The 6,614-nt window shown below is 65.9% G+C and carries 7 protein-coding genes and 1 pseudogene; 1 reads left to right on the top strand and 7 read right to left on the bottom strand.

Annotated features, from left to right (window positions below):
• The 5 genes from EOA38_RS24150 to EOA38_RS24130 form a co-directional block, all read right to left on the bottom strand.
• The coding region (locus EOA38_RS24150; RefSeq protein ID WP_127300409.1) for a CoF synthetase at positions 1 to 928 on the bottom strand (928 nt) is incomplete at its 3' end.
• Complete coding sequence (locus EOA38_RS24145; protein ID WP_126094823.1) at positions 925 to 1,758, bottom strand: MBL fold metallo-hydrolase; 834 nt, start codon at positions 1,756 to 1,758, stop codon at positions 925 to 927. The genes EOA38_RS24145 and EOA38_RS24150, both read right to left, overlap by 4 nt.
• Positions 1,755 to 2,735: an NAD(P)-dependent oxidoreductase gene (locus EOA38_RS24140; protein ID WP_126094824.1), complete on the bottom strand. Its 981-nt coding sequence runs from the start codon at positions 2,733 to 2,735 to the stop codon at positions 1,755 to 1,757. The genes EOA38_RS24145 and EOA38_RS24140 overlap by 4 nt, the downstream gene beginning before the upstream one ends.
• A 2-nt stretch (positions 2,736 to 2,737) precedes the next feature.
• A complete protein-coding gene (locus tag EOA38_RS24135; protein WP_126094825.1) occupies positions 2,738 to 3,727 on the bottom strand; it encodes a 3-oxoacyl-[acyl-carrier-protein] synthase III C-terminal domain-containing protein in 990 nt (329 codons plus the stop codon).
• Between the two features lie 86 nt (positions 3,728 to 3,813).
• Positions 3,814 to 4,611 carry an alpha/beta fold hydrolase gene (locus EOA38_RS24130; RefSeq protein ID WP_126094826.1) on the bottom strand — a complete coding sequence of 266 codons (798 nt, stop codon included), beginning with the start codon at positions 4,609 to 4,611 and terminating at the stop codon, positions 3,814 to 3,816.
• A gap of 120 nt (positions 4,612 to 4,731) precedes the next feature.
• Between EOA38_RS24130 and EOA38_RS24125 the strand changes: the two genes are divergently transcribed.
• Positions 4,732 to 5,652, top strand: coding sequence for a LysR family transcriptional regulator (locus EOA38_RS24125; protein ID WP_126094827.1), 921 nt, complete (start codon positions 4,732 to 4,734; stop codon positions 5,650 to 5,652).
• On the opposite strand, the gene EOA38_RS24120 is transcribed toward EOA38_RS24125, so the two are convergent.
• Together EOA38_RS24120 and EOA38_RS24115 are read right to left on the bottom strand one after the other, a co-directional pair.
• On the bottom strand, positions 5,649 to 6,098 hold the full coding sequence (locus EOA38_RS24120; protein WP_126094828.1) for a DNA polymerase III subunit chi: 450 nt from the start codon (positions 6,096 to 6,098) through the stop codon (positions 5,649 to 5,651). The genes EOA38_RS24125 and EOA38_RS24120 overlap by 4 nt on opposite strands.
• Positions 6,099 to 6,256: 158 nt before the next feature.
• Positions 6,257 to 6,614, bottom strand: a pseudogene (locus tag EOA38_RS24115) (leucyl aminopeptidase); the annotation flags it as partial.

Genomic DNA, 6,614 nt, shown 5'->3' with positions numbered 1-6,614 from the left:
CGTCCACACAGCGTAACGGCGAGCCGCAACGGCAGGGCTGGTCCGAGAGGCGCAGCAGATCGTTCATGCGGTAACGCGCCATGATCTGGGTCTGGCGGCGAAAGGCGGTGACCAGCGGCGTCACCAGCCCCTCGCCCGCGGGCTCGAATTCGAAGAAGACGGAGTCTTCGGCAAGATGCAGACCGCCCTGTCGGCAGGTCACCGCGAACAGTCCCTCCGTCGCCATGTAGATCTGGTCGAGCGGCAGCCGGAAGAAACCCTCGATCACCGGTCGGTCGACCGGGTCGAGCGTCTCGGCAGCCGAGAAAATGCGTTTTGGCGTGAGTCGAAAACCATCGGTAGCGAAATACCTGAGCATCTTCGGCGGCGCGATGATCACCGTCGGGTCGAAAGCTTCCAGCGCCTCGCGCCAGTGTTCCGGCCCGAGCGTCAGATCGAAGAAGGCGAGCTTGATCAGCCGCGATTTGCGGGCACTGTCGTAGAGCCCCGTGCTCTGCGGCAGGATGACGGCGACGCGCATGCCGCGCCACAAAAGATCGGGCGCCGCCTTGGCGAGGATCGCGCCCAGCCAGCGGTATTTCTCGGCCTCCGAAATCACGAACAGGCCGCGATTGCCCGACGTGCCGGTGCTGGCGCCGACCGTCAGCGAACCGGCGCGGCCATCGCGCGCCAGCGCCGCCCACGCTTCCGCGGCGGTGAGGCGGTGGATGTTGAAATCCTCGAAGCGGCGCATCAGCAGCGCCTTGTCGGTGACCGGCAGGTCGGCGAGACGCGCCGGCGCCTTGCCATAGAAGGGCGCGCGCGGCAGGTCGCGATCGAGGAAGCGCCGCAAGGCCGCCGCCTGCCAGTGCTCGAACTCGGCTCGGCTCTTGCGCGAGACCCAGCGCGTCAAGGCGAAGGAGCTGACCGCTTCCGCGAGTCCGTTCATCCCGCCTCCGGATCGCTCAATGCGAGATCGTAGGGTGTCGGCGCAGGATCATGGCAAAGCATCACCTCGCCGCTCGTGGCGAGGAAGCGGCGCAGCATGGCGCTGGTCGGCTCGATTGCCGAGGCGTCTTCGGCGATCAGCGTGGCCGGAAAGCCGGGCGTGCGGTTTTCGGTCAGGGCTCTGAGCAGCCATTGCACGTCGACGGCATAGAGCAGCGGCCGCTCAAGACCGGCGAAGAGCAAGCCGAATTGGCCGTCGGCATGGCCTGGAAGATCGACGGCGATCACGCTGCGGTCGCCGAAGAGGTCCGCGCCGCCCGGAACGTCGCCCTGCGCCTCGATCTGCCGCTTTGTGGAGAGCCCATCGAGCCGGTCCCCGAAATCTGCCGGAAAGAGCTCGGTGAAGACGCCGTAGCGGAGGTTCTGCCGGGGCGTCCGGGATTTGACCCGCGCCCAGGCGGCATCGCTGGCGATGAAGCGCGCCTTGGGAAACAGCGGCAGGCCGGAAATGTGATCGGCATGGAAATGCGTGACGATGACCGCGCGGATGTCGTCCGGCGAAAGACCGAAGCGCTTCAGCATGGGCAAGACCTGTTCGGCGCCGTTGAGCTCGGGTTTCAACACCGCGCCGTAGAGGCGCAGCCTCCGACTGCGTCCCTCGCCCGTCAGCGCTTCTGGGGTGTAGCCGGTGTCGATCAGCACCGCACCTTCCGTTGGATGAAAGATAAGCCCGTAGCGGACCCGGAGCCGCACGCTGCGCCAGCCGCCGCTACGCAGGATCAGCCGCTCGACAGCATTCACCCAGGCGCTGTTGGCGAAGACGATCTTCATGGCATGGCCCCGCCGAACGTGCGGTCGAGCCCTTCCCCGAACGAGATTTTGGGCACCCAGCCGAGCACACATCTCGCCTTGGAGAGATCCAGGCTCTGGCCATAGGCGAAGAGGCCGAGCCCATAACGCGTGACCGGTGGCTCGGGTCGGCCGGGCAACATGAGCGCCACCGTTTCCATCAGGCCCGCCGCGAGCATGGCCGGCGCCAGCGGCATCGGCCGCCAGCGCGCCGTGAGCCCGGCGCGCGCGCAGGCCTCGTCGGCGACGCGGCGCACCGGCAGCGCCTCGCCGCCGGAGATGTTGAATATCTGGCCCTCGGCTTCCCCGGGTGCGGCAAGTGCCACCATCACCGCATCGACGACGTCGTCGACATGGGTGAGATCTATTTGCGCGCGGCCGTCGCGAAACAGCGGCAGCGGCCGGCTTTTCGCCGCCTTGATGAGGCGCGGCAGCAGCGCGCGGTCGCCGGCGCCGTAGATGCCACGTGGCCTCAGCACCACCGGATGGGCGGCTGGTGCGGCGAGCACGATCCTCTCCGCCTCGCGCTTGGTGCGGGCATAGTGGTTGACCGGTTCGGGCAAGGGGGCGTCCTCGCTTAGGCCAAGCTGGTCACGGAAGGCAAAGCAGACGGACGGGCTGGAGATGTGGAGGAAACGGCTGACGCGCTGGCGGATCGCGAAATCGACGAGGTTCTGCGTTGCAGTGACATTGGCCGCTACGAAATCCTGGAGCCGGCCGAAGGGCGAAGAGAGCGCGGCGCAATGGATGATCCGTTCGACCCTGCCGAGCCGCGGATCGAGCGCGCCGTCGAGCGGCTGGGTAAGATCATGGCGGATGATGCGATGGCCGGCGGCCTCCAGCGCCGCGCAGCGTGCCGTGTCGCGGCCAAGCCCGAGCGCCAGGGTGCCCGATGCGGCCAGCCGCTTGAGCACATGGGAGCCGAGGAAGCCGCTGGCACCGGTGACGAGCACGACCATCGTCAGGCCTCCAGCGCCATGCCGCCGAAGGACACGCCAGCCGAGGTGCCGAGGAAGAGCAGCTTCATGCCGGGCGCCACCCGGCCTTCGCGGCGCGCGACATCGAGCGCGAAGGGAATGGAGGCGGCGATCTGGTTGCCGAAGCGGGCCGCGATGTCGACGAGCTTTTCCGGCGCGAAGCTGGTCTGGCGCGCCATATGCGCAAGTGCCAACGGACTTGCCTGGTGCGGGATGACGAGGTCGACATCGTCATGTCGCCAGCCGGCTCGCTCCAGCAAAGCATCGACAAAGCCGTTGAAATGGCGCGAGGTCAGCCGGAACAGTTCCTTGCCGTCCATGTGGAACAGGCTGTGGCGGGCGAACTCTTCCCGTTCCTTCTGGAAGTCGAAACGGGTGCCGCCCGAACCGATGCCGCAAGCTTCCCAGGCCGACGGATAGGTGCGCATCAGGCTCGCCGCCACCCTGCCCTCGCCAGGTCCGGCCCTGCGCAGCACGGCAGCCGCCGCGCCGTCACCGAAGAGCGCCGCGACTTCAGGTGCCTCGCGCCACGGCAGAGCGCGCGAGGCGACTTCGGCGGAAAATACCAGCGCCGTCTCGCATTGCCCGGCCTCGATCATGCGGCCGGCGGTATCGAAGGCTGTGAGAAAGCTAAGGCATGTGCTGTTGACGTCGAAAGCGGCGGCCGAACCGTCGGCAAGGCCAAGACGCTGCATGACCAAAGGCGCGGTCGCCGGCAGTGGCTGGTAAGGCACGCCGCAACCGCCGATGATCACGTCGAGGGCGTTCGCTTCGAGCCTGGCATCGTCGAGTGCAAGACGCGCAGCATCACAGGCGAGGTCGATCTGCGATTCGGCCGCGCAAACATAGCGCTCGGTGACGCCGGTGGCTGCCTCGAGCGAGCCCTGGCCGAGGCCCAGCCTCGCTTCCAGCGCGCTCGTGGTGATGCACTCTGCCGGCACCGCCCTGCCGGTTCCGACGATCCTGATCCGCATCCTCCCCCCATGCGTGAACTCGCGTTTATCTAAACCAAAATGCGGTCGATAGCGATGTTCATGAGGCTAGCGCGGCTGAGTTCGGGTCAGTCCGCCTGGAGGAAGCGCGTGACTGCATTCATGAATTCCGCCCGGCGCTCGACATTGAGCAGATGAACGCCCGGGAGCAGCACGAGCTCGGCGCCGGGGATTGCTGCGGCTATCGCCTCGCTGTGGCTGGCGAGCGTCACCTTGTCGTCCTTTCCGCCTATGACCAGCGTCGGCGCGGTGATCAGCGAGATCGGGCGGCGCAGATCGGGGTCGCGCACGGCGGCGAAGCATCCGGCAATTCCTTGCGGCGACATTGCCAGGATCGCGGCGTGGAAGTCCTCGACGGTCTCGTTCTCGCCGCCAAGCATCGAGGCCGGGAACCAGTTGCGCATGAACATGTCCGCCGTGGCCGACAGGTCGCTTGCCGCAAGCACGTTGCGGATCTGCTCGTCGAAATAGGACGCCGGCCCGAGATGCGGCGAGGTGTTGGAGAGAATCAAGCGCTCGATGCGTTCCGGCGCATGGACGCCCAGCCACTGGCCGACGAAGCCGCCGAGCGACAGGCCGAGGAAATGCACGCGCTCGATCCCGAGGAAATCGAGCAGTTCCAGCACGTCGCGGCCCAGCCGGTCGAGCGAATAGGCTCCTGCCGGCGCGTCGGAACCGCCATGGCCGCGAAAATCGTAGCGCAGCACGCGGAAGGATTTGGCGAGTTCAGCAACCTGGCCATCCCACATATGGAAGGTCGTGGCGATGGAATTGGACAACACAAGCACCGGCCGGTCTTCCGGGCCGTCGAACCTGTAGGCGATACGGGTGCCGTCGCCCGCCGTGAAATGAAGCGTTTCGGTCATTTTGGTCCTCATCTTGATCAGGCGGGAGGTCGTCCTGCGTCGTTTCGATGAGGACGTTAGGTCTGGTTACTATCGAAGAAAATTACTATGATTCGACGGTCTCTGTAGGATGTTACGACAATGCACGATTTGAAGCTCCACGATCTGAGGTGCTTCGACGCTGTGGCGAGCGAGGGCAGTTTTCAGGCCGCCGCGGTTGTCCTGAGCCGGACGCATCCTTCCGTCTTCGCTGCGGTCGCACGACTGGAAGAACAACTCGGCCTAACCCTGCTCGACCGCAGCGGCTATCGGGTGAGCCTGACGGATGAAGGCCGGCAGTTCCATGCCCGCGCCCGGCTGGCGCTACACGAGATCGAACATCTTCAGAGCTACGCAGGCCAGTTGGCAAGCGGCGAAGAAACCTTCCTGCGTGTGGTGATGGGCGACGTCTGCCCTCGGCCCAGAATTCTCGGCCTGCTCAGCCGCTTCTTCGCCGAGCGGACCCGCACGCGCCTGCATCTGGAATATGAAGCGATCAGCGGGCCGGTCGAACGGTTGATGGATGCCGAGGTCGATCTCATTTTCCATCGCGCCAATCCTTCCGATCCACATCTCGAACGGATCGACCTTTGCGAGGTCGCGTTCGTGCCCGTGGTGGCGCCCGGGTTCCTGCCATTCCAAGACACGCGCGAGATCACGCCGGAGGCGATGCGCCCATTCACCCAGTGCGTGATCCGCGACACGGCGCGGCGTCCGTCGACAGAGAATTTTTTCGTCCTCGACGGCGCGCATTCCTGCTCGACGCCGGACCACATGATGAAGAAAGAGCTGATCCTGCACGGACTGGCCTGGGGCCATCTGCCTGAGTGGCTGATCGAGGATGAATTGAGCAACGGGCGGCTGATCTCGATCGCCGGCAGGCACATTCCCGGCCGCACCGAAACCGTGGCGGCTGTGCGCCGGCGCGACCGGCCGCACGGCCCGGTGGCCGAGGCGCTGTGGCTTTATTTGCAGGCGCAGGGACGCGACCAAACCCTAGAGAATCGGGGCAGCGTTCCTTAAGCCTTGCGTTCCCAGCGGCGGTCCGGCGTCTGCTGCCAGTAGGTCACGGCGTGGCCGGCTTCCTTCATCGTCTTCCAGTGGCCGCGCGCGCCTTCGAGCTGTGCCGCGTCATGGCCGTCGAACAGGAAGACGGCACGCTCGTAGCCGGAAAGCTCGGGCGGGGTCGCGCCATCGACGAGGAAACGGATCTGCGCGGCATTGGGGTTGCCCTCGCCCGTCGTAAGTAGGATCGGCTGCTCGGCCGGATAGGCTTCGCGGTCGGTGGCGTGCGCCAGGAAGGAATCGTCTCGGAACGTCCACAGATGTTGATCGAGGGCGTCGCGCCGCTCCTCGGTGCCAGTCTGCACGACGGCGCGCCAGCCGCGTTCGACGCTGCGCTCGAGGAGCCCTGGCAAGGCCTCCTCGAGTGTCGATTCCGTCAAATGGTAAAAGAGGATGTCGGCCATCGCTACGCCGCTCGCCAGGGAAGGCTTCGAGAAATTTCGTTCCGCCGAGTCGTATGACGTGGTTTTCGAGAACCGGAGCGAAGCGGACTTTTAGGTCCGTGAGCACCGGAAGCGGAGAAAACCGCGGCAGATGGCCGGTGGAGCGAATTTATCAAGCCTTACCCCTCGTAGTGGTCGCGCACCAGCCTGTCGAGCAGCCGCACACCGAAGCCCGAGCCCCAGGACTGGTTGATCTCGCTCGCCGGCGCGCCCATCGCAGTGCCGGCGATGTCGAGATGCGCCCAGGGCGTGTCCTTGACGAAACGCTGCAGGAACTGCGCGGCGATGATGGCGCCGCCGTAGCGGCCGCCGATGTTCTTCATGTCGGCGTTCTTGGAATCGATCAGCTTGTCGTATTCGGCGCCGAGCGGCATGCGCCACAGCCGCTCCTGCGTCGCCTGGCCGGCGCCGAAGAGCCTGCCCGCCAGCTCGTCATTGTTGGAGAACAGGCCGGCGTAGTGCTGGCCGAGCGCAACC

The sequence above is a fragment of the Mesorhizobium sp. M1E.F.Ca.ET.041.01.1.1 genome, assembly GCF_003997355.1.
Classification (GTDB): Bacteria; Pseudomonadota; Alphaproteobacteria; order Rhizobiales; family Rhizobiaceae; genus Mesorhizobium.
The sequence above is the reverse complement of the archived record's forward strand: the minus strand, read 5'-3'. Positions and strand labels throughout refer to the sequence as shown.

Excerpts from the sequence above, each read along its gene's own strand:
- EOA38_RS24145 (WP_126094823.1), bottom strand. The coding sequence starts at position 1,758 with ATGAAGATCGTCTTCGCCAACAGCGCCTGGGTGAATGCTGTCGAGCGG.
- EOA38_RS24140 (WP_126094824.1), bottom strand. The coding sequence starts at position 2,735 with ATGGTCGTGCTCGTCACCGGTGCCAGCGGCTTCCTCGGCTCCCATGTG.
- EOA38_RS24135 (WP_126094825.1), bottom strand. The coding sequence starts at position 3,727 with ATGCGGATCAGGATCGTCGGAACCGGCAGGGCGGTGCCGGCAGAGTGC.
- EOA38_RS24130 (WP_126094826.1), bottom strand. The coding sequence starts at position 4,611 with ATGACCGAAACGCTTCATTTCACGGCGGGCGACGGCACCCGTATCGCC.
- EOA38_RS24125 (WP_126094827.1), top strand. The coding sequence starts at position 4,732 with ATGCACGATTTGAAGCTCCACGATCTGAGGTGCTTCGACGCTGTGGCG.
- EOA38_RS24120 (WP_126094828.1), bottom strand. The coding sequence starts at position 6,098 with ATGGCCGACATCCTCTTTTACCATTTGACGGAATCGACACTCGAGGAG.